Consider the following 22,282-nt stretch of genomic DNA (forward strand, 5'->3'; position numbering starts at 1 on the left):
TTCGCAGCACCACCAGAGAGCCCGGCACCGCCGGGCTTTTTCTTGAGCGTAAAATAGCGCCCATCCGCCAGCCCGAAGAGATCGATCATGCCCGCATCCCGCCTGTTTGCCCTGACCCCCGGTGAGCCGGCCGGTATCGGCCCGGATCTTTGCCTGTTGCTGGCGCGCGAGGCCCAGCCGCAGGTGCTGGTGGCGGTGGCCAGCCGCCAACTGCTGGCCGAGCGCGCCGCACAGCTGGGCCTGCACATCGAGCTGCACGATGTCGGCCCCGGCAACTGGCCACACGCCCCCGCGCCGGCCGGCAGCCTGTATGTCTGGGACACTCCGTTGGCCGCCCCGGTGGTTGCCGGACAGCTGGACCGGAGCAACGCCGACTATGTACTGCAGACTCTCACCCGCGCCGGCCAGGGCTGCATCGACGGCACCTTCGCCGGGATGATCACCGCGCCGGTGCACAAGGGCGTGATCAACGAGGCCGGCATCCCCTTCTCCGGCCATACCGAGTTTCTCGCCGAGCTGACCGCCACCGAGCAGGTGGTGATGATGCTGGCGACCCGTGGCCTGCGTGTGGCCCTGGTGACCACTCACCTGCCCCTGCGCGACGTGGCCGACGCCATCACTGCCGAGCGCCTGGCGCGCGTCAGCCGCATCCTGCATGCCGACCTGGTGGAGAAGTTCGGCATCGCCGCCCCGCGCATCCTGGTCTGCGGCCTCAACCCGCACGCCGGAGAAGGTGGCCATCTGGGCCGCGAGGAAATCGAAGTGATCGAGCCGACCCTGGCGCGCCTGCGCAGCGAGGGCCTGAACCTGATCGGCCCGCTGCCGGCCGACACCCTGTTCACCCCCAAGCACCTCGACCACTGCGACGCGGTATTGGCGATGTACCACGACCAGGGCCTGCCGGTGCTCAAGTACAAGGGCTTCGGCGCGGCAGTCAATGTCACCCTGGGTCTACCGATTATCCGGACCTCGGTCGACCACGGCACGGCTCTGGACCTCGCCGGTAGCGGCCGGGTGGATACCGGCAGCCTGCAGGTCGCCCTGGAAACCGCCTACCAGATGGCAGCGGCACGTCGCTGACCGCGACGGCATTGCGCCCCAGAATGACTGGCCCGCAGCTTTTCTCGCGCTGGTTATGGCGCGCGAGGCTTAGAGCCTGGCCGCTTGACTGCTAAACTGCCGCTCTTTGCATTGCGCTTTGAGCTTGTGGCTTGAAGCTTGGAGCCGTACCCATGTCCGAATACCAACACCGCGCGCGCAAGCGCTTCGGCCAGAACTTCCTGCATGACGCCGGGGTCATCCACCGCATCCTGCGCGCCATCCATGCCAAGGAAGGCGAGCGCCTGCTGGAGATCGGCCCGGGCCAGGGCGCGCTGACCGAAGGCCTGCTGGGCAGCGGCGCGCAGCTCGACGTAATCGAACTGGACCTCGACCTGATCCCCATCCTGCAGGCCAAGTTCGGCGGCAACCCGAACTTCCGCCTCAACCAGGGCGACGCCCTGAAGTTCGACTTCACCCGCCTGCAGGCCGCGCCGCACAGCCTGCGGGTGGTCGGCAACCTGCCATACAACATCTCCACCCCGCTGATCTTCCACCTGCTGGACAACGCGCCGCTGATCCGCGACATGCACTTCATGCTGCAGAAAGAGGTGGTGGAGCGTCTGGCCGCCGAGCCGGGCGGTGGCGACTGGGGCCGTCTGTCGATCATGGTGCAGTATCACTGCCGGGTGGAGCATCTGTTCAATGTCGGGCCGGGCGCTTTCAATCCGCCGCCCAAGGTCGATTCGGCCATCGTTCGCCTGGTGCCACACGAAGTGCTGCCGCACCCGGCCAAGGATCATCGCCTGCTCGAGCGAGTGGTTCGCGAGGCCTTCAACATGCGCCGCAAGACCCTGCGCAACACGCTAAAGCAGCTGCTGCCGGCCGAGGCCATCGAGGCCGCCGGCGTGGATGGCGGCTTGCGCCCGGAACAGCTCGACCTGGCCGCCTTCGTGCGCCTGGCCGATCAGCTGGCCGCACGCCAGAGTGCCGAACAAGCGGACTAAACTGCCCTTCCAGCCTGTCGAGTTTTCCCAGATGGCCGACCCGCGTTACCAGATCGACGTCAGCGTCGAAACCCGCTACCTGCCGGAGCAATCGACCCCGGAGCAGAACCGCTACGCCTTCGCCTACACCGTGACCATCCACAACGCCGGCAGCGAGGCGGCCAAGCTGCTCAGCCGGCACTGGATCATCACCGACGGCGACGGCCGTGTGCAGGAAGTCCGCGGCGCCGGCGTGGTCGGCCAGCAGCCGCACCTGCAGCCGGGTGAGAGCCACACCTACAGCAGCGGCACCGTGATGGCGACCAAGGTCGGCAACATGCACGGCAGCTACCAGATGCTCGCCGACGATGGCAAACGCTTCGACGCGACCATCGCGCCCTTCCGCCTGGCCGTACCGGGGGCCCTGCACTGATGGCGACCTATGCCGTCGGCGACCTGCAGGGCTGCCTGCAGCCACTGCAGTGCCTGCTCGAACGGGTCGCCTTCGACCCTGCCCGGGACAAACTCTGGCTGGTCGGCGACCTGGTCAACCGCGGCCCGCAGTCGCTGGAAACCCTACGGTTCCTGTTCGCCATGCGCGATGCGCTGGTCTGCGTGCTCGGCAATCACGACCTGCACCTGCTGGCCGCCGCGCACAACGTCGAGCGCCTGAAGAAGCACGACACCCTGCAGGAAATCCTCGACGCGCCGGACCGTGCCGACCTGCTCGAATGGCTGCGTCAGCAGAAACTGATGCACTACGACGAGCAGCGCGACATCGCCCTGGTGCATGCCGGCATCGCGCCGCAGTGGACGCTGAAAAAGGCGCTCAAGCGCGCTGCCGAAGTCGAGGAAGTGCTGCGTGACGACGCCCGCCTGCCGCTGTTCCTCGACGGCATGTACGGCAACGAACCAGCCTGCTGGGACGGTGACCTGCACGGCGTCACACGCCTGCGGGTGATCACCAACTACTTCACGCGCATGCGCTTCTGTACCGAGGACGGCACCCTCGATTTGAAAAGCAAGGAAGGCGTGGACACTGCCCCGCCCGGCTACGCCCCCTGGTTCAGCTGGCCCTCGCGCAAGACCCGCGGGCAGAAGATCATCTTCGGCCACTGGGCAGCGCTGGAAGGCAACTGCGACGAACCTGGCCTGCACGCCCTGGACAGCGGCTGCGTGTGGGGCGGCGCCATGACCCTGATGAACATCGACAGCGGCGAGAAACACCGCTGCGGCTGCAAGGAGATCGCCCGATGAGCGAATTCAAACGCATTGCCCCGGAACAGGCCCAGGCCCTGCGCGAGCAGGGTGCCGTGGTTGTGGATATTCGCGACCCGCAGAGCTTCGCCAACGGCCATATCAGCGGCTCCAGCCATCTCGACAACCACAGCCTGGCGGACTTCATCGCCAAGGCCGACTTCGATCACCCGCTGATCGTCACCTGCTACCACGGCAACTCCAGCCAGAGCGCCGCCGCCTACCTGGCACACCAGGGCTTTGCCGAGGTCTACAGCCTGGATGGCGGCTTCGAGCTGTGGCGCAGCCAGTACCCGGATCAGGTATCGCGCAGCGAGCTCGAATAAAAAATCCGCCGCGGCGCAAAGCCGCGCCAGCCGTAGCCTGCCGACGAACGGCAACACCTTGTCACCCTCTCGCCACACTTGACGCCGGCGAAACCGAACTACGCTTAGGACGAGGCCATCCAGAAGGGAGAGCCGGCACACCGGTTCCGGGCCATCGGTAGCGTCTTTGTTGTGTTCTGGGGGATGTTCAACGGCCGACCCGCCGTCCTCCCGCGCACCCGCCCGAATGCCCCGCGCCGGCTCCACGCAAGCGAGCGAGGTGCAGTCATGAGTATATTCAGCCACTTCCAGCAACGATTCGAGGCGACTCGGCAGGAAGAATATTCCCTGCAGGAATATCTGGAGCTGTGCAAAACCGACCGCAGCGCCTATGCCACCGCAGCCGAACGCATGCTGATGGCCATAGGTTCGCCCGAGTTGCTCGACACCTCGGTCGACCCACGGCTGTCGCGGATCTTCTCCAACAAGGTGATCCGCCGTTATCCGGCCTTCGCCGACTTCCACGGCATGGAAGAGTGCATCGACCAGATCGTCTCCTACTTCCGCCATGCCGCCCAGGGCCTGGAGGAGAAGAAGCAGATCCTCTACCTGCTGGGTCCGGTGGGCGGCGGCAAGTCCTCGCTGGCCGAGAAGCTCAAGCAGCTGATGGAACACATCCCCTTCTATGCCATCAAGGGCTCGCCGGTGTTCGAGTCGCCGCTCGGCCTGTTCAACGCCGACGAGGACGGCAAGATTCTCGAAGAGGAGTACGGCATCCCGCAGCGCTACCTGCGCTCGATCATGTCGCCCTGGGCGACCAAGCGCCTCAACGAATTCGGCGGCGACATCAGCAAGTTCCGCGTGGTCAAGCTGCACCCCTCGATCCTCAACCAGATCGCCATCGCCAAGACCGAGCCGGGCGACGAGAACAACCAGGACATCTCCGCCCTGGTCGGCAAGGTGGATATCCGCAAGCTCGAGGAATACCCGCAGAACGACGCCGATGCCTACAGCTACTCGGGCGCGCTGTGCCGGGCCAACCAGGGCCTGATGGAGTTCGTCGAGATGTTCAAGGCACCGATCAAGGTGCTGCACCCGCTGCTGACCGCCACCCAGGAGGGCAACTACAACAGCACCGAGGGCCTTGGCGGCCTGCCCTACAGCGGCATCATCCTGGCCCACTCCAACGAGTCGGAGTGGCACAGCTTCCGCAACAACAAGAACAACGAGGCCTTCATCGACCGCATCTACATCGTCAAGGTGCCGTACTGCCTGCGGGTCACCGACGAGGTGCGCATCTACGACAAGCTGCTGATCAACAGCTCGCTGGCCAACGCCCACTGCGCCCCGGACACCCTGAAGATGCTGGCGCAGTTCTCCGTACTGAGCCGCCTGAAGGAGCCGGAGAACTCCAACATCTACTCGAAGATGCGCGTCTACGACGGCGAAAACCTCAAGGACACCGACCCCAAGGCCAAGTCGATTCAGGAATACCGCGACAGCGCCGGCGTCGACGAGGGCATGAACGGCCTGTCGACCCGCTTCGCCTTCAAGATCCTGTCCAAGGTGTTCAACTTCGACCCGCACGAGATCGCCGCCAACCCGGTGCACCTGTTGTACGTGCTGGAACAGCAGATCGAGCAGGAGCAGTTCCCCGCCGAGATGCGCGAGCGCTACCTTCGCTACATCAAGGAGTACCTGGCGCCGCGCTACATCGAGTTCATCGGCAAGGAAATCCAGACCGCCTACCTGGAGTCCTACAGCGAGTACGGGCAGAACATCTTCGACCGCTACGTGCTGTACGCCGACTTCTGGATCCAGGACCAGGAATACCGCGACCCGGAAACCGGCGAGATTCTCAACCGCGTGGCCCTCAACGAGGAGCTGGAGAAGATCGAGAAACCGGCCGGCATCAGCAACCCGAAGGACTTCCGCAACGAGATCGTCAACTTCGTGCTGCGCGCCCGCGCCAACAACAACGGCAAGAACCCCACCTGGCTCAGCTACGAGAAGCTGCGGGTGGTCATCGAGAAGAAGATGTTCTCCAACACCGAGGACCTGCTGCCGGTCATCAGCTTCAACGCCAAGGCCAGCAAGGAGGATCAGCAGAAGCACAACGACTTCGTCAAACGCATGGTCGAGCGCGGCTACACCGAGAAGCAGGTGCGCCTGCTGTCGGAATGGTATCTGCGGGTGCGCAAGTCGCAGTAGTCTGCCATCGGCGTCGCGGCAAGACCGCGGCGCCGGTCGCCGCGCGCCCGCAAGGGCGAGCGTGCCATGAACCTGCTCGCCGGCTCGCTGCCTGGGGCAGGTTCTAAGGAGAAGTCATGAGCTATGTGATCGACCGGCGCCTGAACGGCAAGAACAAGAGCACGGTAAACCGCCAGCGCTTCCTGCGGCGTTACCGTGAGCACATCAAGAAGGCCGTCGAGGAGGCGGTCAGCCGGCGCTCCATCACCGACATGGAGCACGGCGAGCAGATCAGCATTCCCGGCCGCGACATCGACGAGCCGGTGCTCCATCACGGCCGCGGCGGACGGCAGACCGTCGTCCATCCCGGCAACAAGGAGTTCAACGCCGGCGACCACGTGCAACGCCCGCAGGGTGGTGGCGGTGGCCGCGGCTCCGGCAAGGCGAGCAACTCCGGCGAAGGCATGGACGAGTTCGTGTTCCAGATCACCCAGGAGGAATTCCTCGACTTCATGTTCGAGGACCTGGAGCTGCCCAACCTGATCAAGCGCCACCTGACCGGAACCGACACCTTCAAGACGGTGCGCGCCGGCATCAGCAACGAGGGCAACCCCTCGCGCATCAACATCGTCCGCACCCTGCGTTCGGCCCATGCCCGGCGCATCGCCCTGTCAGGCTCCAGCCGCGCCAAGCTGCGCGAGGCCAAGGCCGAGCTGGAACGCCTGCGCCGCGAGGAGCCGGACAACTTCGGCGACATTCAGACGGTGGAGGCGGAGATCGAGCGCCTGAGTGCGCGCATCCACCGCGTGCCGTTCCTCGACACCTTCGACCTCAAGTACAACCTGCTGGTGAAGCAGCCCAACCCCAGCTCCAAGGCGGTGATGTTCTGCCTGATGGACGTCTCCGGCTCCATGACCCAGGCCACCAAGGACATCGCCAAGCGCTTCTTCATCCTGCTCTACCTGTTCCTCAAGCGGAACTACGAACGCATCGAGGTGGTGTTCATCCGCCACCACACCAGCGCCAAAGAGGTCGACGAAGAGGAGTTCTTCTACTCCCGCGAGACCGGCGGCACCATCGTCTCCAGCGCGCTCAAGCTGATGCAGGAGATCATGGCCGAGCGCTACCCGGTCAACGAGTGGAACATCTACGGTGCCCAGGCCTCGGACGGGGACAACTGGAACGACGACTCGCCGGTATGCCGCGACATCCTGATCAACCAGATCATGCCGTTCATGCAGTACTTCACCTACGTCGAGATCACCCCGCGCGAGCATCAGGCGCTGTGGTACGAGTACGAACAGGTCAGCGAGACCTTCCCCTCCTCCTTCGCCCAGCAGCAGCTGGTTTCCGCCGCCGACATCTACCCGGTGTTCCGCGAGCTGTTCCAGCGCCGCATGGTCACCTGAGGAACGCCCCATGAGCGCCAGACGCCAGCCCCTCTCCACCGGCTCGGAATGGACCTTCGACCTGATCCGCCAGTATGACAAGGAGATCGCGCGCATCGCCGAGCGCTATGCGCTGGACACCTACCCCAACCAGATCGAGGTGATCACCGCCGAGCAGATGATGGACGCCTACGCCTCGGTCGGCATGCCGCTGGGTTACCACCACTGGTCCTACGGCAAGCACTTCCTGGCCACCGAGAAGGGCTACTCGCGCGGGCAGATGGGCCTGGCCTACGAGATCGTGATCAACTCCGATCCGTGCATCGCCTACCTGATGGAAGAGAACACCATGTGCATGCAGGCCCTGGTGATCGCCCATGCCTGCTACGGCCACAACAGCTTCTTCAAGGGCAACTACCTGTTCCGCACCTGGACCGACGCCAGCTCGATCATCGACTACCTGGTGTTCGCCAAGCAGTACATCATGCAGTGCGAGGAGCGCCACGGCATCGACGCCGTGGAAGAGCTGCTCGACTCCTGCCACGCCCTGATGAACTATGGCGTGGACCGCTACAAGCGCCCCTACCCGATCTCCGCCGAGGAAGAGCGGCGCCGCCAGAAGGAGCGCGAGGAGCACCTGCAGAAGCAGATCAACGACCTCTGGCGCACCATCCCCAAGAGCGCCAGCAAGGGCCACGACCAGGACAGCAAGCGCTGGCCAGCCGAACCGCAGGAAAACATCCTGTACTTCCTGGAGAAGCACGCGCCGCTGCTGGAGCCCTGGCAGCGCGAGGTGATCCGCATCGTGCGCAAGATCGCCCAGTACTTCTACCCACAGCGCCAGACCCAGGTGATGAACGAGGGCTGGGCGACCTTCTGGCACTACACCCTGATGAACGACCTGTACGACGAGGGCCTGGTCACCGAAGGCTTCATGATGGAGTTCCTGCAGTCGCACACCGGGGTCATCTACCAGCCAGGCTTCGACAGTCCCTACTACAGCGGCATCAACCCCTACACCCTGGGCTTCGCCATCTACAGCGACCTGCGCCGCATGTGCGAACACCCCACCGAAGAGGACAAGCGCTGGTTCCCGGACATCGCCGGCAGCGACTGGCTGAGCACCCTCAAGTTCGCCATGGCCAACTTCAAGGACGAGAGCTTCATCCTGCAGTTCCTCTCGCCCAAGGTGATCCGCGACCTCAAGCTGTTCAGCGTGCTCGACGACGACCAGAAGGACGACCTGCTGATCCCCGCCATCCACGACGAGCCCGGCTATCGGCAGATCCGCGAAACCCTGGCCGCCCAGTACAACCTGGGCAACCGAGAACCCAACGTGCAGATCTGGAGCGTGGATCGCCGCGGTGATCGCTCCCTGACCCTGCGCCACTTCCAGCATGATCGCAAACCGCTGGGCGACTCGACCCAGGAAGTGCTCAAGCACCTGCACCGCCTGTGGGGCTTCGACATCCACCTGGAAAGCCTGCGCGGCGATCATATCGTCGGCGTCCAGCACGTGCCGCCGCGCAGCGAGCACAGCGAGGACAACGACTACCCGCGCCTGGACCTGGTGATTCCCCCCATCTGACGTCCGGATGGGCGCCTCGCCCGGCGCTTTTCGCTTATCCTCCGCGGCAACGGAGGACTTCATTCATGCAGATCTACAAAGTCGGCGGCGCCGTGCGCGACCGCCTGCTCGGCCGGCCCGTCAGCGATATCGACTGGGTGGTGGTCGGCGCCAGCGCCGAAGCCATGCAGGCCCGGGGCTTTCGCCCGGTGGGCGCGGACTTCCCGGTCTTTCTGCATCCCGACAGCGGCGAGGAGTACGCCCTCGCCCGCACCGAGCGCAAATCCGGCCAGGGTTATGGCGGCTTCACCTTTCACGCCAGTCCGGACGTCACTCTGGAAGAAGACCTGATCCGCCGCGACCTGACCATCAATGCCATGGCCGAGGACGATCAGGGCCATATCACCGACCCCTATGGCGGCCAGCGCGACCTTGAAGCGCGCCTCCTGCGCCATGTCTCCCCGGCCTTCGCCGAAGACCCGTTACGCGTGCTGCGTGTCGCCCGTTTCGCCGCGCGCTACGCACCGCTGGGCTTCAGCGTGGCGCCGGAAACCCTGGCGCTGATGCGCCAGCTCGCCGAGTCCGGCGAGCTACAGGCGCTGACCGCCGAGCGCAGCTGGAAGGAAATTTCCCGCGCGCTGATGGAGCCGCGCCCCGATGTGTTCATCCAGGTGCTGCGCGACTGCGGCGCCCTGGCCGAGCTGCTGCCGGAACTCGATGCCCTGTTCGGCATCCCGCAGACGGCAGCCCATCACCCCGAGGTGGACACCGGGGTGCACTGCCTGATGGTGCTGCAGCAGTGCGCCCTGCATGAACAGCCGCTGAGCGTGCGCTGGGCCTGCCTGCTGCATGACCTGGGCAAGGGCCGTACGCCGCCGGCCGAATGGCCACGCCACATCGCCCATGAGCATCGCGGGCTCAAGCTGATCGACGCGGTCAACCAGCGCTGCAAGGCACCGCGCGACTGCGCCGAACTGGCCCTGCTGGTCGGCGAGTACCACACCCACGGCCATCGTGCCCTGGAGCTGCGCGCCAATACCCTGCTGGAGTTGCTGCAGAGCTTCGACGTCTACCGCCGGCCGCAGCGCTTCGAGGAATTCATCGCTGCCTGCGAAATGGACGCCCGCGGCCGTCTGGGCCTGGAGGAGCGCGCCTACCCGCAGGCCGAGTACCTGCGCGGTGCCATGCAGGCGGCTCGTGCGGTGCACGTGCAGCCATTGCTGGAGCGCGGCCTGAAGGGCGCAGAGCTGGGCGAAGCGCTCAAGGGCGAACGCCTGCAGGCACTCAGGCACTACAAGGAACGCGCGCAGCAGGCGTAGCCCGGCCCCAGCGCGATTGCCTCCGCGCTAGGGCGGGGTCGGATAGGCCTGCAACAGCGCGGCCGGCGTCAGCTCGGCGCCGCGCCAGGCGAAAGGTACCGGCCACAGCTGCTGGTCGATCTGCGCCGTTGCCCAGAGCTCGGCGAAGGGTTTGCCGGCCACGGGGTGCACCGCCTCCGGCGCCAGCAGCGCCAGCGGCCAGAGCACGAAGGCGTTCTTCAGAATCTCCGCGCGCGGCAGTTCCAGGCCATCGAAGCTGCCGACCAGGCCGTCGTACAGCAGCACGTCGATATCCAGCGGCAGCCCCTTGCGCTCGGGCGCGTAGCGACCGTTGTCGGCTTCGATGAACTTGAGGCGGCGATCCAGCTCATGCAGCGACAGCTCGGTGTAGCCGCTGACCACCAGGTTGTAGAAATTGCCGCTCTTGATGCCGACCGGACGGCTCTCGAACACCGGCGAGCAACGCAGGTCGCGAACGAACTCGGCGAGGGCGTCGAGCCCGGCGACCAGGCGCTGCTCGCGCTCGATATTGCTCCCCAGCCCCAGGAAGATCGGTGTCATGGCCGGCTGCGCTCGATTTCCACGCCCACGGCACGCGCCGCCGGGTTGGCGCCGGGCTTGGTGACCCGCAGGCGCAGCCAGGGTGCACCGAAGTGCGCCAGCAGCTCGGCGGCCAGGCGCTCGGCAAAGGTCTCCACCAGCTCGAACCGGGCGGCGCGGGCGAAGGCCTGCACATGCTGGTTCACCGCCGCGTAGTCGAGGGCCTGGCTCAGGTCGTCAGTGGCAGCGGCCGGGCGAATGTCCCAGGCAAACGTCAGGTCCAGGCGCAGGCACTGGCGAATGCCGCGCTCCCAGTCGTACGCCCCGATCAGGGTGTCGACTTCCAGACCCTCGATGAAAACCTTGTCCAAACCTCGTCTCCGCTGCACGACAAGACCCAGGTCCCGCCGCTAGAATCGGGGCTCACTCGCCCCGGAATGGATACCATGTTCTGGCTGCTGGCACTGCTCGCCTATCTGCTCGGCTCGCTGTCCTTCGCCATCCTGCTCAGCCGCCTGAGCGGCGGCCCCGACCCGCGCGCCAGCGGCTCGGGCAACCCCGGCGCCACCAACATGCTGCGCATCGCCGGCAAGAAGCTGGCCGTGCTGACCCTGCTGGGCGACCTGCTCAAAGGCCTGCTGCCCGTGCTGGTCGCCTACCTGCTTGGCCTCGGCGTGCAGCAACAGGCCTGGATCGGCCTGGCCGCCGTGATCGGCCATCTCTACCCGGTCTACTTCCGCTTCCAGGGCGGCAAGGGTGTCGCCACGGCGGCCGGCATGTTGCTCGGCCTCTATCCGCCGGCGGCACTGCTGGCCCTGGCGAGCTGGGCGCTGACCTTCTACCTGACCCGCACCAGCTCCCTCGCCTCGCTGATCGCCACACCGCTGACCCTGCCCCTGCTGGCCTGGCAGCAACCGGCGGCGCTGCTGCCGATGTGCGTGCTGACCGGGCTGATCGTCTGGCGTCATCGCGGCAATCTACGCGACCTCATGGCCGGACGCGAACGGCATTTCTAATCGCCGGCCTGAGCCCGGCTCATATGGCCGGCAGCTGCTCCATCGGCCAACGTGCCTGCACCTTGATCTCCGGTCCCTCGTGCTGGCCGGCCAGCAGACGCTGGCAGCCGGCGTAGGCGATCATCGCGCCGTTGTCGGTGCAGAAGCGCGGGCGGGCGTAGAACACCTTGCCCTTGAGCCCGGTCAGCATGCTTTCCAGGGACTTACGCAGGGCCTGGTTGGCACTCACGCCACCGGCGATCACCAGGCTGTTCAGGCCGGTCTGCTTGAGCGCGCGCTTGCACTTGATGGTCAGCGTATCGACCACCGCATCCTGGAAGGCGCGGGCGATATCGGCGCGGGTCTGCTCACTGGCATCGCCGGCGTCGCGGCACTGCTGCCAGGTGTTCAGGGTGAAGGTCTTCAGACCGCTGAAACTGAAATCCAGGCCAGGCCTGTCGGTCATCGGCCGCGGGAAGGTGAAGCGCCCTGGCGTCCCGCTTTCCGCCAAACGGGCAATCTCCGGGCCGCCTGGGTAACGCAGCCCCATCAGCTTCGCGGTCTTGTCGAACGCCTCGCCGGCGGCATCGTCCAGCGACTCGCCGAGCAGCTGATAGCGGCCGATGCCGTCGACCCGTACCAGTTGGGTATGCCCACCGGAAACGAGCAAGGCGACGAACGGAAAGGCCGGCGGCTGCTCTTCCAGCATCGGCGCCAGCAGGTGGCCTTCCATATGATGCACACCCACGGCCGGAATGCCCCAGGCGAACGCCAGGGCCTGGGCGCAGGCGGCGCCGACCAGCAGCGCGCCAACCAGCCCGGGGCCGGAGGTGTAAGCGATGGCCTCGATCTGCTCGCGGCTGGCGCCAGCCTCATCCAGCACCTGGCGGATCAGCGGCAGCATGCGTTTGACGTGGTCGCGCGAAGCGAGCTCCGGCACGACGCCACCATAGACGCGATGCAGATCGATCTGACTGAACAACGCGTCGGCCAGCAGGCCGCGCTCGCTGTCGTAGAGCGCGACGCCGGTCTCGTCGCAGGAGGTTTCCAGGCCCAGCACTAGCATGGGGGACCTTCAACACTGGCTATAAAAGGAGGCGCGCATGATAATCGCCGTCCCCTGGCCCGGCCAGCGCTTTTCGATCAGAGGCTTTGCATTCCGCGGCGCGAGGCGTTAATATCCGCAGCCCTTGAAAACCGACGTATTCCCGTGCCCTTGCCGGATCGCGTCGTCCATTCGGTAAAACAGTGAAGGTACGACCTGGATGCCAGCCGTCAAAGTTAAAGAGAACGAACCCTTCGACGTAGCTCTGCGTCGTTTCAAGCGCTCCTGCGAAAAAGCCGGTGTCCTGGCTGAAGTCCGCAGCCGCGAGTTCTACGAAAAGCCGACCACCGAGCGCAAGCGCAAGGCTGCTGCCGCTGTTAAGCGTCACGCCAAGAAAGTGCAGCGCGAGCAGCGTCGCCGCGAGCGCCTGTACTGAGTTATCAGTCGCGCCGCTAAAGGCTTGCGCAAAGCCCGGCTTCGGCCGGGCTTTGCATTTCTGACTCCGCGTCGCCGTCCGGCGATGATCGGAGTTTTTTCGTTTATGCTGCCGCCTTTCTTCTTCCACGCTGACGAGCCATGGCCGGTCTGATTCCGCAGTCCTTCATCGATGACCTGCTCAACCGCACCGACATTGTCGAGGTGGTGAGTTCGCGCATCCAGCTGAAGAAGGCCGGCAAGAACTACACCGCCTGCTGCCCGTTCCACAAGGAGAAGACCCCCTCCTTCAGCGTCAGCCCGGACAAGCAGTTCTACTACTGCTTCGGCTGCGGGGCCGGCGGCAACGCACTCGGCTTCATCATGGACCACGACAGCCTGGACTTCCCCCAGGCCGTCGAGGATCTGGCCAAGCGCGCCGGCATGGACATCCCGCGCGAGGAAGGCGGCCGCGGCCGCACCCCGCGCCAGCCGGTCGATTCACCGCTCTACCCGCTGCTGACGGCCGCCGCCGACTACTACCGGCAGGCCCTGAAGAGCCACCCGACGCGCAAGTCGGCCGTGGACTACCTCAAGGGCCGCGGCCTGACCGGCGAGATTGCCCGCGACTTCGGCCTGGGCTTCGCCCCGCCGGGCTGGGACAACCTGCACAAGCACATGGCCGGCGACAAGCTGCAGCAGAAGGCCATGATCGATGCTGGCCTGCTGATCGAGAACGCCGAGAACGGCCGCATCTACGACCGCTTCCGCGACCGCGTGATGTTCCCCATCCGCGACAGCCGCGGCCGCGTCATCGCCTTCGGCGGCCGCGTACTCGGCGACGACAAGCCGAAGTACCTCAACTCCCCCGAAACCCCGGTGTTCCACAAGGGGCAGGAGCTGTACGGCCTGTACGAGGCGCGCAAGAACAATCGCGACCTCGACGAGATCATGGTGGTCGAGGGCTACATGGACGTCATCGCCCTCGCCCAGCAAGGCTTGCGCAACGCGGTGGCGACCCTTGGCACGGCAACCAGCGAGGAACACCTCAAGCGCCTGTTCCGCCTGGTGCCCAGCGTGCTGTTCTGCTTCGACGGCGACGCCGCCGGGCGCAAGGCGGCCTGGCGCGCCCTGGAAGCCACCCTGCCCAACCTGCAGGACGGTCGCCGCGCACGCTTCCTGTTTCTGCCCGAAGGCGAAGACCCGGACACCCTGGTACGCAGCGAGGGCACCGATGCCTTCCGCGCCCGCATCAACCAGCACGCCCAGCCGCTGGCCGACTACTTCTTCCAGCAGCTCAGCGAAGAAGCCGACCCACGCTCGCTGGAAGGCAAGGCGCACCTGGTGACCCTGGCCGCGCCACTGATCGACAAGATCCCCGGCAACCACCTGCGCGCCCTGATGCGCCAGCGCCTGTCGGAAATCACCGGCCTGTCCGGCGAGATGCTGCAGCAGGTCGCGCAGAGCGCCCCCGCCACGCCCGCCGCATCGACCGGCGGCCATGAGCCGCCGGCGGATTATGGCCACTACTACGACGCCCAACCCGAGTATGGCGACGTTGCCGACTACGCCAACCATATCGAGCCGCCGGCCGAAGCCTACGAGCAGAAGAAGCCCTGGCAGAAAGGCGAGGGCAAATCCTGGAAGAAGGATGGCGAGTGGAAAAAGGGTGGCGACTGGAAGAAGGGCTCGCGCGACAACGCACCGCCGCGCAAGCCGGTGCATGTCGAATCGCCGACGCTGACCGCCCTGCGCACCCTGCTGCACCACCCACAACTGGCACAGAAAGTCGAGGATGTCAGCCATTTCGCCGATGAAGACGACACTTACGCCCAGCTGCTCGTCGCCCTGGTCGGCACCCTGCAGAAAAGCCCCAAGCTGCGCTCGCTGCAACTGATCGCCCGCTGGCACGGCACCGAACAGGGCCGCCTGCTGCGCGCTCTGGCCGAGAAGGAATGGCTGATCGAAGGCGACAATCTTGAACAGCAGTTCTTCGACACCATTACTACACTTGCCAATGGCCAACTGAAAAAGCGCCGCGACCAGCTACTGCGTAGCGTCATGCACAAGAGCCCCAGCGAACTTAGTGACGAGGAGAAAGCTCTATTGAGAGAGCACTTCAGCCACCCCGCCACACCCGATAGCAAGAGCCCAACTGGCGCCTGACGCACCGGATCAGGTATAATCCTCGGCTTATTTTCAGCCCGCCAAGACCTTCAGTGGATAGGGTTTTATGTCCAAAGAACAGCAGTCACGCCTGAAAGAGTTGATCACCCGCGGCCGTGAGCAGGGTTACCTGACTTACGCCGAGGTCAACGACCACCTGCCGGAAGATATCTCCGATCCGGAACAGGTCGAAGACATCATCCGCATGATCAACGACATGGGCATCAACGTCTTTGAAAGTGCCCCGGATGCGGACGCCCTGTTGCTGGCCGAAGCCGACACCGACGAAGCCGCCGCCGAAGAAGCCGCAGCAGCCCTGGCCGCGGTGGAAACCGACATCGGCCGCACCACCGACCCGGTGCGCATGTACATGCGCGAAATGGGTACCGTTGAGCTGCTGACCCGCGAAGGCGAGATCGAAATCGCCAAGCGTATCGAGGAAGGCATCCGCGAGGTCATGGGGGCCATCTCCCTGTTCCCCGGCACCGTCGACAGCATCCTCGCCGAATACCAGCGCGTCACCACTGAAGGTGGCCGCCTGTCCGACGTCCTCAGCGGCTACATCGACCCGGATGACGGCAGCCTGCCGGCCGAGGAAGTCGTGCCCGAGCTGAAAGAAGCCACGGCCGAAGCCAAGGACGACGAGGAAGAAGAAGAGGAAGGCGACAGCGACTCCGACGACGAAGGCGATGGCGGCCCGGACCCGGAAGAAGCCGCCCGCCGCTTCGGCGCCGTCGCCGAGCAGCTGGACAAGGCGCGCAAGGCCCTGAAAAAGCACGGCCGCGGCAGCAAGCAGGCCGAGAAGGAACAGCAGGCCCTGGCCGAGCTGTTCATGCCGATCAAGCTGGTGCCCAAGCAGTTCGATGCCCTGGTCGAGCGCGTTCGCGGCTCGCTGGAGCAGGTTCGCGCCCAGGAACGCGCCATCATGCAGCTGTGCGTACGTGACGCGCGCATGCCGCGCGCCGACTTCCTCAAGCTGTTCCCCGGCAATGAAGTCGCCACCGACTGGGCTGCCGGCCTGGCCAAGGGCAAGGCCAAGTACGCCGAAGCCATCGGCAACCTGCTGGCCGATATCCAGCGCTGCCAGGAAAAGATGGCCGCCATCGAGGCCGACGCCGGCCTGGTGATCGCCGAGATCAAGGACATCAACCGCCGCATGTCCATCGGTGAAGCGAAAGCTCGCCGGGCGAAAAAAGAGATGGTCGAGGCCAACCTGCGCCTGGTGATCTCCATCGCCAAGAAGTACACCAACCGCGGCCTGCAGTTCCTCGACCTGATCCAGGAAGGCAACATCGGCCTGATGAAGGCGGTGGACAAGTTCGAATACCGCCGCGGCTACAAGTTCTCGACCTACGCCACCTGGTGGATCCGCCAGGCGATCACCCGCTCGATCGCCGACCAGGCGCGCACCATCCGTATCCCGGTGCACATGATCGAGACGATCAACAAGCTCAACCGCATCTCCCGCCAGATGCTCCAGGAGATGGGCCGCGAGCCGACTCCGGAAGAGCTGGGCGAGCGCATGGAGATGCCCGAGGACAAGATCCGCAAGGTCCTGAAGATCGCCAAAGAGCCGATTTCCATGGAGACGCCGATCGGCGACGACGAGGATTCGCACCTGGGCGACTTCATCGAGGACTCCACCATGCAGTCGCCGATCGAGGTGGCTACCGTGGAGAGCCTCAAGGAAGCCACCCGCGAAGTCCTGGCCGGGCTCACCGCCCGCGAGGCCAAGGTTCTGCGCATGCGCTTCGGCATCGACATGAACACCGACCACACCCTCGAGGAAGTCGGCAAGCAGTTCGATGTCACCCGCGAGCGTATCCGCCAGATCGAAGCCAAGGCGCTGCGCAAGCTGCGCCACCCGACGCGAAGCGAGCATCTGCGCTCCTTCCTCGACGAGTGATCACAAAAACCCCGGCGCAAGCCGGGGTTTTTGTTTCTGCTCCAGCTACACTTGAGGCGTCTACGTGCTTCCGGAATAGTCGCATGCCGCGTCTGCTGGCCATTCTTCTGTCGTGTCTGGCGTGCTGGGCGCTGCCCGTCGCAGCCGTCGAGCTCAGCCCGGAAGAACAGGCATGGCTGGCCGAACACCCCCAGCTGCGCCTGGGCATCGATGCATCCTGGCCGCCTTTCGAATTCCGCGACGAGCAGGGCCGCTACAGCGGCCTCAGTGCCGCCTATGTCGAGCTGATCGAAAAGCGCCTGAAGGTGCGCATGCGCCCCGTGGAGCCTCGCAGCTGGAGCGAGGTACTGGCCGGTGCCAGAGCCGGCCAGCTGGACCTGCTGCCCGGCATCATGTCCACGCCCGAGCGCCAGCGCGACCTGGCCTTCACCCGCCCCTACCTCGACTTCCCGATCGTCATCCTGGCCCGTCGCGACGGCCCCCAACCGCCGCGCCTGAGCGAGCTGTACGGACTCAAGATCGCCGTGGTGCAGGACTACGCCCCCCACGAACTGCTGCGTAACCGCCATCCAGACCTCAACCTGCTGCCCCTGCCCAGCGTGGTCGCGGCTTTGCAGGCACTCGCCACCGGCCAGGCGGACGCCATGATCGGCGACCTCGCCTCTAGCGTCTGGAGCATGCGCCAACTCAAGCTCAAGGACCTCCAGGTCAGCGGCGAGACTCCCTATCGCTACCAGCTGGCCATGGCCGCCCCGAAAAGCCAGGCCACCCTGATCGGCATTCTCGACAAGCTGTTCGCCGAACTCAGTGCCGAGGAGATCGCCGCCCTGCAGGAACCCTGGGTCGGCGGCGTGCTCGATAGTCGCTCGGTCTGGCACGACCGTCTGCTGAGCTACGGCATCCCCACGCTGCTCCTGGCCCTGCTGATCCTGGCTGCCGTGCTGCGCGTGAACCGCCGCCTGCACCAGGAGGTCAACGAACGCATGGCGCTCGAGGGGCGCCTGCGCGACAGCGAGCTGCACTACCGCGGCATGGTCGAGAGCCTGAATGCCATCGCCTGGCAGATGCGCCTCTCGGACTACTGCTTCACCTATGTCTCACCGCATGCCGAGAAGCTGCTCGGCTACCCCCTGGAGGACTGGCTGCAACCCGGCTTCTGGCAGCGCACCCTGCACCCCGAGGATGCCGCCCGTGCCGAGCACTACTGCGTCAGCGAAAGCCAGGCCGGCCGCGACCATAGCCTCGACTACCGGATGCTGGCGGCCGATGGTCGGGTCCTCTGGATACGCGACATCGTCACCCTGATCAACGCCGAGGAAGGCACGGTACTGCGCGGCCTGATGATCGACATCAGCGAGGCCAAGCGCGTCGAACAGGCCCAGCGCCTCTCGGAAGAGAAGTTCGAGCTGGTATTCCACAACTGCCCGGACGTGCTGGTCATCGCCCGCCGCAGCGATGGCATGCTGTTGACCGTCAACCGCACCTTCGAGCAACAGCTGGGCATCAGCGCCGCCGAAGCCATCGGCAAGACGGCCAGCGAGCTGGGGATCTGGGGCCTGCCAGGCATCGGCCCACTGCTGCTCGACCGCCTGCAGCAGGAAACGCTCAACAACGTCGAGATGCCATTCAACCGGCGCAACGGCGATCAGTTCACCGGCCTGGTTTCCGCTCAGCACATCGACATCGACGGCCAGGCAGCGCTGGTCGTGTCGGTGCGCGACATCACCGAACTCAAGCGCACCCAACGCCAGCTGCGACTGTCCGAGGAGAAATTCGCCAAGGCCTTCCACGCCTCGCCGGACGGCCTGCTGATCACCCGCCTGCATGACGGACAGATACTGGAAGCCAACGACGGCTTCTTCCGCATCACCGGCTACGACAGCCAGCAGGTCATCGGCCGCAGCACCCTGGAGATAGGTCTGTGGGCCGACCTGCGGGACCGCGACACGATGATCGCGAAGATGCGCGAACGCGGCTCACTGCGCGACTTCCGCGCCTGGATCAACACCCGCGACGGGCAACAGCGCCTGGGCGTCCTGGCCGTGCAGTCGATCATCATCGAAGGCGATCCCTGCATGCTGATCATCGCGCGTGACATCACCGAGCGGGAGCAGATGCAGGCGCGCCTGCATCAGGCCGCCACCGTGTTCGAGAGCACCTCCGAAGGCGTGATGATCACCGACCTCGACCAGCGCATCACCGCGGTCAATCGTGCCTTCAGCGCCATCACCGGCTACAGCGAGTCCGAGGCCCTGGGCCAGAGCCCGCGCCTGCTTTCTTCGGGCAAGCACGACAGCGCCTTCTATGCCGCCATGTGGCACCAGCTGGCGGCGGAGGGACACTGGCAGGGCGAGATCTGCAACAAGCGCAAGAACGGCGAGCTGTACCCGGAGTGGCTGACCATCAGCGCGGTGCGCGACCACAGCGGGCAGATCACTCACTTCGTCGGCGTGTTCGCCGACATCAGCTCGCTCAAGCAGGCCCAGGACCGCCTGGACTACCAGGCGCACCACGACCCGCGCACCGGTCTGCCCAACCGCATGCTGTTCGAAAGCCGCCTGGACAATGCCCTCAACGATGCGCGCACCGATCACCAGCGCGGTGCCGTGCTGTTCCTCGACCTGGATCGCTTCAAGCACATCAACGACAGCCTCGGCCACCCGGTCGGTGACCAGCTGCTCAAGAGCATTGCCCTGCGCCTGCGCGAACAGCTGCGCGACATCGACACCGTGGCCCGCCTGGGAGGCGACGAGTTCATCGTGCTGCTGCCGGGCCTGCACCAGCCGCGCGATGCCGAGCGGGTGGCCACCAAGCTGCTGACCTGCTTCCACGCGCCCTTCCAGGTGGACGGTCACGAGTTCTTCATCAGCGCCAGTATCGGCATCAGCCTGTTCCCCGAGGATGGCAGCGATGTCGCCACCCTGGTGAAGAACGCCGACGCCGCCATGTACAGCTCGAAGGCCAAGGGTCGCAACCGCATCGAGTTCTATACCCGTAACCTGACCTTCCAGGCCACCGAGCGCATGACCCTGGAGCTGGAGCTGCGCCGCGCCGTCGAACGCGACGAGCTGAGCCTGCATTACCAGCCCAAGCTGTGCCTGAGCACCGGGAAATTGGTGGGCGCCGAAGCCCTGATCCGCTGGCGCCACCCGGTGTTCGGCGAGATCCCCCCCGACCGCTTCATTCCCCTGGCCGAAGAGAACGGCATGATCCTCCAGCTCGGCGACTGGGTCCTGCAGGAGGCCTGCCGGCAGATGCGCACATGGCAGGACCAGCATGCGCCCTTCGGCCCGCTGTCGGTCAACCTGTCCGGCAGCCAGCTGCGCCAGGCGCAACTGGGCGAACGCATCGCCGCCATCCTCGCCACGTTCGGCCTGGGGGCGGACAAGCTGCAGCTGGAAATCACCGAGAGCTTCATCATGACCCAGGCCGAGGAGGCCCTGCTGATCCTGCATGAGCTCAAGGAGCTCGGCCTGCAGCTGGCCATCGACGACTTCGGCACCGGCTACTCCTCGCTCAGCTACCTCAAGCGCCTGCCCCTGGACATCCTCAAGATCGACAAATCCTTCGTCCGCGGCCTGCCGAGCGATCCGGACGATGCCGCCATTACCCGCGCCATCATCGCCCTCGGCCGCAGCCTGCAGATGACCGTTATCGCCGAAGGTGTGGAAACCAAGGCACAGGAGATATTCCTCACCAGCGAAGGCTGCGAACAGATCCAGGGCTACGTGATCAGCCGCCCGCTCTCGGCCGAGTCCTTCGCCGCCAATTTCCTCGGCCCGCTGCCGATTGGCAGCGCGGAAAAGGCGCCGCTATAATCCGCCGCTCCTTCTGAGGGCCTATAGCTCAGTCGGTTAGAGCAGAGGACTCATAATCCTTTGGTCCACGGTTCGAGTCCGTGTGGGCCCACCAACTCCAAAGCCGCGCACTGCGCGGCTTTTTCATGTCCGCAAGAAAAACAGCTAGACCAGTCCTATAGTCCAAAGGTACAAATTCAGTACAGTGCCGGTACAGCGTCGCACCTTGGGAGTAGGGAAAGATGGCCACCATCGTCAAAACGGATGCAGGTACATGGAAGGCCCTGGTGCGCAAAACCGGCTGGCCGACCAACACCAAAACCTTCCGCACCAAGCGCGACGCCGAAGACTGGGCGCGCCGTACCGAAGACGAAATGGTCAGGGGCGTATACATCCAGCGCAGCGGCTCCGAACGCATGACGCTGGAGATGGCACTGAAACGCTACCTCAGCGAAATTAGCCCCACCAAGAAGCCGACCACCCAGCGCGCCGAGGCCACCAAAGCCCAGCAACTGATCAGTCACCTGGGCAAATACTCCATGGCCGCGCTCTCGGCCGAGATCATCGCCAGCTACCGCGACACCCGCCTGGCCTCGATCACCAATCGCGGCAAGCCCGCCAGCAACAACACCGTGCGCCTGGAACTGGCCCTACTCAGCCACCTTTTCACCGTGGCCATCCAGGAATGGGGCCTGGGCTTGAGTTTCAACCCGGTACTGAACATCCGCAAACCGAGCCCAGGCGAAGGCCGTGACCGGCGCTTGTCTGCAGAAGAAGAACGCCGCCTGCTGACAGCCGTGAACAATCACAGCAACCCCATGCTTGGCTGGATCGTCCGCATCGCCCTGGAAACCGGCATGCGCTCGTCAGAGATCACATCCCTGCGCCGGCACCAGGTCGATATGAAAAAGCGCGTGGTGCGCCTCTCAGACACCAAGAACGACAGCGCACGCACTGTCCCACTCAGTAAATGGGCCACCGAGACCTTCCAGGCAGCACTGAATAACCCGGTACGCCCGATTGACTGCGACCTGGTGTTCTTTGGCGAACCGGGCAAGAACGGCAAGCGAAGCCCCTACGCCTTCACCAAAACCTGGGGATTACTGAAAACCAAACTCGGAATGCCAGATTTGCGCTTCCACGATCTGCGACATGAGGCGGTAAGCCGATTGGTCGAGGGCGGCCTGTCTGACCAGGAGGTGTCCGCCATCAGCGGGCATAAATCGATGCAGATGCTCAAGCGCTACACGCACCTACGCGCAGAAGATCTGGTTAGAAAACTAGACTCTCTAGACCGCCCACTCGGTGGTCAAAAGTGAGTGCGAAAAGCATAAAGCCAAGGCTTAATCGTCTTCCTCTGACACTAAGG

Annotated in this window: 18 protein-coding genes and 1 tRNA gene; 16 read left to right on the forward strand and 3 right to left on the reverse strand. The window is 65.0% G+C overall.

Annotated features, from left to right (window positions below):
• Nucleotides 1-87 precede the first annotated feature (87 nt).
• From pdxA to PA6_RS18545, 9 genes are all read left to right on the forward strand, one after another.
• Nucleotides 88-1,080: a 4-hydroxythreonine-4-phosphate dehydrogenase PdxA gene (gene pdxA / locus PA6_RS18505; protein WP_021702494.1), complete on the forward strand. Its 993-nt coding sequence runs from the start codon at nucleotides 88-90 to the stop codon at nucleotides 1,078-1,080.
• Nucleotides 1,081-1,232: 152 nt separating this feature from the next.
• A complete protein-coding gene (gene rsmA, locus PA6_RS18510; protein ID WP_021702495.1) occupies nucleotides 1,233-2,045 on the forward strand; it encodes a 16S rRNA (adenine(1518)-N(6)/adenine(1519)-N(6))-dimethyltransferase RsmA in 813 nt (270 codons plus the stop codon).
• A gap of 31 nt (nucleotides 2,046-2,076) precedes the next feature.
• On the forward strand, nucleotides 2,077-2,457 hold the full coding sequence (gene apaG, locus PA6_RS18515; protein WP_021702496.1) for a Co2+/Mg2+ efflux protein ApaG: 381 nt from the start codon (nucleotides 2,077-2,079) through the stop codon (nucleotides 2,455-2,457).
• Entirely contained in the window at nucleotides 2,457-3,281 is an 825-nt protein-coding gene (locus PA6_RS18520; RefSeq protein ID WP_021702497.1) for a symmetrical bis(5'-nucleosyl)-tetraphosphatase, read from the forward strand. The genes apaG and PA6_RS18520 overlap by 1 nt, the downstream gene beginning before the upstream one ends.
• Nucleotides 3,278-3,607 carry a thiosulfate sulfurtransferase GlpE gene (gene glpE / locus PA6_RS18525; protein WP_021702498.1) on the forward strand — a complete coding sequence of 110 codons (330 nt, stop codon included), beginning with the start codon at nucleotides 3,278-3,280 and terminating at the stop codon, nucleotides 3,605-3,607. The genes PA6_RS18520 and glpE overlap by 4 nt, the downstream gene beginning before the upstream one ends.
• Nucleotides 3,608-3,874: 267 nt before the next feature.
• Entirely contained in the window at nucleotides 3,875-5,797 is a 1,923-nt protein-coding gene (locus PA6_RS18530; RefSeq protein WP_021702499.1) for a PrkA family serine protein kinase, read from the forward strand.
• Between the two features lie 116 nt (nucleotides 5,798-5,913).
• Nucleotides 5,914-7,185, forward strand: coding sequence for a YeaH/YhbH family protein (locus PA6_RS18535; protein WP_021702500.1), 1,272 nt, complete (start codon nucleotides 5,914-5,916; stop codon nucleotides 7,183-7,185).
• Nucleotides 7,186-7,195: 10 nt separating this feature from the next.
• A complete protein-coding gene (locus PA6_RS18540) occupies nucleotides 7,196-8,752 on the forward strand; it encodes a SpoVR family protein (protein WP_021702501.1) in 1,557 nt (518 codons plus the stop codon).
• Between the two features lie 65 nt (nucleotides 8,753-8,817).
• Nucleotides 8,818-10,050, forward strand: a complete 1,233-nt coding sequence (locus PA6_RS18545) for a multifunctional CCA addition/repair protein (protein WP_021702502.1) — start codon at nucleotides 8,818-8,820, stop codon at nucleotides 10,048-10,050.
• A 27-nt stretch (nucleotides 10,051-10,077) separates the two neighbouring features.
• On the opposite strand, the gene folK is transcribed toward PA6_RS18545, so the two are convergent.
• Nucleotides 10,078-10,611 (reverse strand): 2-amino-4-hydroxy-6-hydroxymethyldihydropteridine diphosphokinase, encoded by a 534-nt coding sequence (gene folK / locus PA6_RS18550; RefSeq protein ID WP_021702503.1) that lies wholly within the window; start codon nucleotides 10,609-10,611, stop codon nucleotides 10,078-10,080.
• Nucleotides 10,608-10,961 carry a dihydroneopterin aldolase gene (gene folB / locus PA6_RS18555; RefSeq protein ID WP_021702504.1) on the reverse strand — a complete coding sequence of 118 codons (354 nt, stop codon included), beginning with the start codon at nucleotides 10,959-10,961 and terminating at the stop codon, nucleotides 10,608-10,610. Before folB ends, folK begins: the two co-directional genes overlap by 4 nt.
• A gap of 75 nt (nucleotides 10,962-11,036) precedes the next feature.
• Here folB and plsY point away from each other — a divergent pair, with 75 nt between their 5' ends.
• Complete coding sequence (gene plsY, locus PA6_RS18560; RefSeq protein WP_021702505.1) at nucleotides 11,037-11,606, forward strand: glycerol-3-phosphate 1-O-acyltransferase PlsY; 570 nt, start codon at nucleotides 11,037-11,039, stop codon at nucleotides 11,604-11,606.
• A gap of 19 nt (nucleotides 11,607-11,625) precedes the next feature.
• Here the strand turns inward: plsY and tsaD are convergent, their stop codons facing one another.
• The gene (tsaD, locus tag PA6_RS18565) at nucleotides 11,626-12,651 is read right to left on the reverse strand and encodes a tRNA (adenosine(37)-N6)-threonylcarbamoyltransferase complex transferase subunit TsaD (protein WP_021702506.1); all 1,026 of its coding nucleotides are present in this window, start codon (nucleotides 12,649-12,651) and stop codon (nucleotides 11,626-11,628) included.
• A gap of 199 nt (nucleotides 12,652-12,850) precedes the next feature.
• Here tsaD and rpsU point away from each other — a divergent pair, with 199 nt between their 5' ends.
• The 6 genes from rpsU to PA6_RS18595 all read left to right on the forward strand — a co-directional run bounded on the left by rpsU (nucleotide 12,851) and on the right by PA6_RS18595 (nucleotide 22,232).
• Nucleotides 12,851-13,066 (forward strand): 30S ribosomal protein S21, encoded by a 216-nt coding sequence (gene rpsU, locus PA6_RS18570; RefSeq protein ID WP_021702507.1) that lies wholly within the window; start codon nucleotides 12,851-12,853, stop codon nucleotides 13,064-13,066.
• Nucleotides 13,067-13,206: 140 nt separating this feature from the next.
• Nucleotides 13,207-15,210 (forward strand): DNA primase, encoded by a 2,004-nt coding sequence (dnaG, locus tag PA6_RS18575; protein ID WP_021702508.1) that lies wholly within the window; start codon nucleotides 13,207-13,209, stop codon nucleotides 15,208-15,210.
• Between the two features lie 67 nt (nucleotides 15,211-15,277).
• Nucleotides 15,278-17,116: an RNA polymerase sigma factor RpoD gene (gene rpoD, locus PA6_RS18580; protein ID WP_021702509.1), complete on the forward strand. Its 1,839-nt coding sequence runs from the start codon at nucleotides 15,278-15,280 to the stop codon at nucleotides 17,114-17,116.
• An 83-nt stretch (nucleotides 17,117-17,199) separates the two neighbouring features.
• Nucleotides 17,200-20,934, forward strand: a complete 3,735-nt coding sequence (locus PA6_RS18585; RefSeq protein ID WP_021702510.1) for an EAL domain-containing protein — start codon at nucleotides 17,200-17,202, stop codon at nucleotides 20,932-20,934.
• A 17-nt stretch (nucleotides 20,935-20,951) separates the two neighbouring features.
• Nucleotides 20,952-21,028: transfer RNA gene (locus PA6_RS18590), tRNA-Ile, on the forward strand.
• Between the two features lie 127 nt (nucleotides 21,029-21,155).
• Nucleotides 21,156-22,232, forward strand: a complete 1,077-nt coding sequence (locus PA6_RS18595) for a tyrosine-type recombinase/integrase (RefSeq protein WP_021702511.1) — start codon at nucleotides 21,156-21,158, stop codon at nucleotides 22,230-22,232.
• Nucleotides 22,233-22,282: the final 50 nt, after the last annotated feature.

Origin of the sequence: Aquipseudomonas alcaligenes NBRC 14159, from assembly GCF_000467105.1 — a bacterium.
Lineage (GTDB): Bacteria > Pseudomonadota > Gammaproteobacteria > Pseudomonadales > Pseudomonadaceae > Aquipseudomonas > Aquipseudomonas alcaligenes.

Coding starts and splice junctions, on each gene's coding strand:
- pdxA (WP_021702494.1), top strand. CDS start 88: ATGCCCGCATCCCGCCTGTTTGCCCTGACCCCCGGTGAGCCGGCCGGT.
- rsmA (WP_021702495.1), top strand. CDS start 1,233: ATGTCCGAATACCAACACCGCGCGCGCAAGCGCTTCGGCCAGAACTTC.
- apaG (WP_021702496.1), top strand. CDS start 2,077: ATGGCCGACCCGCGTTACCAGATCGACGTCAGCGTCGAAACCCGCTAC.
- PA6_RS18520 (WP_021702497.1), top strand. CDS start 2,457: ATGGCGACCTATGCCGTCGGCGACCTGCAGGGCTGCCTGCAGCCACTG.
- glpE (WP_021702498.1), top strand. CDS start 3,278: ATGAGCGAATTCAAACGCATTGCCCCGGAACAGGCCCAGGCCCTGCGC.
- PA6_RS18530 (WP_021702499.1), top strand. CDS start 3,875: ATGAGTATATTCAGCCACTTCCAGCAACGATTCGAGGCGACTCGGCAG.
- PA6_RS18535 (WP_021702500.1), top strand. CDS start 5,914: ATGAGCTATGTGATCGACCGGCGCCTGAACGGCAAGAACAAGAGCACG.
- PA6_RS18540 (WP_021702501.1), top strand. CDS start 7,196: ATGAGCGCCAGACGCCAGCCCCTCTCCACCGGCTCGGAATGGACCTTC.
- PA6_RS18545 (WP_021702502.1), top strand. CDS start 8,818: ATGCAGATCTACAAAGTCGGCGGCGCCGTGCGCGACCGCCTGCTCGGC.
- folK (WP_021702503.1), bottom strand. CDS start 10,611: ATGACACCGATCTTCCTGGGGCTGGGGAGCAATATCGAGCGCGAGCAG.
- plsY (WP_021702505.1), top strand. CDS start 11,037: ATGTTCTGGCTGCTGGCACTGCTCGCCTATCTGCTCGGCTCGCTGTCC.
- tsaD (WP_021702506.1), bottom strand. CDS start 12,651: ATGCTAGTGCTGGGCCTGGAAACCTCCTGCGACGAGACCGGCGTCGCG.
- rpsU (WP_021702507.1), top strand. CDS start 12,851: ATGCCAGCCGTCAAAGTTAAAGAGAACGAACCCTTCGACGTAGCTCTG.
- dnaG (WP_021702508.1), top strand. CDS start 13,207: ATGGCCGGTCTGATTCCGCAGTCCTTCATCGATGACCTGCTCAACCGC.
- rpoD (WP_021702509.1), top strand. CDS start 15,278: ATGTCCAAAGAACAGCAGTCACGCCTGAAAGAGTTGATCACCCGCGGC.
- PA6_RS18585 (WP_021702510.1), top strand. CDS start 17,200: ATGCCGCGTCTGCTGGCCATTCTTCTGTCGTGTCTGGCGTGCTGGGCG.
- PA6_RS18595 (WP_021702511.1), top strand. CDS start 21,156: ATGGCCACCATCGTCAAAACGGATGCAGGTACATGGAAGGCCCTGGTG.